The following is a 1,419-nucleotide window of genomic DNA, read 5'->3' as shown; positions in this document are numbered from 1 at the left end:
TCTCATGTATCTGATTCAATTGAGTTATCGTTGATTCTCTGGAGCCTTCCGATGCTCGGCCGTAAGGAACGCGATCAGCTCGAACTCTACATGTGCGGCTCGCTCCGGCAGTTGGTTCCGGACGATCACATACTGGCTAAGGTGGATGCGGTTTTAGATCTCTCCTGGCTGCACCAGGAAATTTCCGAACTCTATGCTGCCGGTGTCGGACGACCCGGTATCGACCCAGAAGTAGCAGTCCGGTTGATGCTGGCGGGCTTCCTGCTCGGGATTGTCCACGACCGTCGCTTGATGCGTGAGGCGCAGGTTAATATTGCGATCCGCTGGTTCGTCGGCTTCGGTCTGCATGAAGTGCTTCCCGACCACTCATCGCTGACCCGAATCCGTCAGCGTTGGGGTGCCGACCGCTTTCGCAAGATTTTTGAGCGAACGGTTAAAGTCTGCGTGGCGGCAAAGATTGCGAAAGGTGAGATCGTACATGTCGATGCCTCTCTCATCCGTGCAGATGTCAGCTGGGAAAGCCTTGCAGTTCGCCATGCGGATGCTGTCGCCGTCGCCAACGAAGACACCGAAGACACTGATAAAGAACGCAAGAGTCGTAAAACAGGCAAATACAAGAAGGTCTGTATCACTGACCCTGACGCTTCCATGGCTACCAACGGGCGCAATCGCCGGCTCGAACCAGCCTACAAGCAGCACGCGGTCGTGGACGATTGCTGCGGTGTAGTTCTCGACGTCGAGGTTACGACCGGCGAGGTGAATGAGGGACAGGTCATACTCGATCGGCTTGACATAGTCGCTGACGTGACAGGTGCAGCAATCAAGACCGCCACAGCCGATGCAGGTTATGCCTATGCCAAGGTCTTTGCGGGCATGGAGCAACGCGCCATCCAGGCAGTAATTCCAGCAAAGGCAGAACCGATCCGCAGCCCGGTACCGATGCGACGCTTTCGCTACGACGCCAAGCATGACGTTCTCAAGTGTCCGCGCGGAAAAATCCTGAAGTCCGGCCGCGCCATCAAGCACGGTCGGTTCTTTACATCGCGCGCCGCCGACTGCCGACGTTGCGATATGGCCCGACTTTGCCTCTCGAAAGGACGGGTCAATAAAGCTGTGGTGCTCGGCGATGACTATCCTGCGCTTCTCCGAGCTCGCCGCCGCCGAGAACGCTGGTCGGATGAAGACCGAGCTTTGTACCAACGCCACCGTTGGCGCTCAGAGGGATACCATGGCGAAGCCAAGACCTGGCACGGGCTATCGAGAGCGATCCGGCGCGGTCTAACAAATATGAAGATCCAAGCCTATCTGACGGCCGCGGCAGTCAACCTGAAACGCCTGGCGCATTCTTTGGCCATTTTGCTGCTCCTGAACTGCCGAAAAGCTGCGAATCCGGCCCGATATCGCCCCGGAGAAGGAAAA

At 57.2% G+C, this 1,419-nt stretch carries 1 protein-coding gene; it reads left to right on the top strand.

The features are described from left to right. Window positions 1-51: 51 nt before the first annotated feature. On the top strand, window positions 52-1,419 hold a 1,368-nt coding region (locus tag PY650_RS36400), incomplete at its 3' end, for an IS1182 family transposase (RefSeq protein WP_285884938.1).

The organism is Martinezella calliandrae, assembly GCF_030272695.1.
Taxonomy (GTDB): domain Bacteria; phylum Pseudomonadota; class Alphaproteobacteria; order Rhizobiales; family Rhizobiaceae; genus Rhizobium; species Rhizobium calliandrae.
The sequence above is the reverse complement of the archived record's forward strand: the minus strand, read 5'-3'. Positions and strand labels throughout refer to the sequence as shown.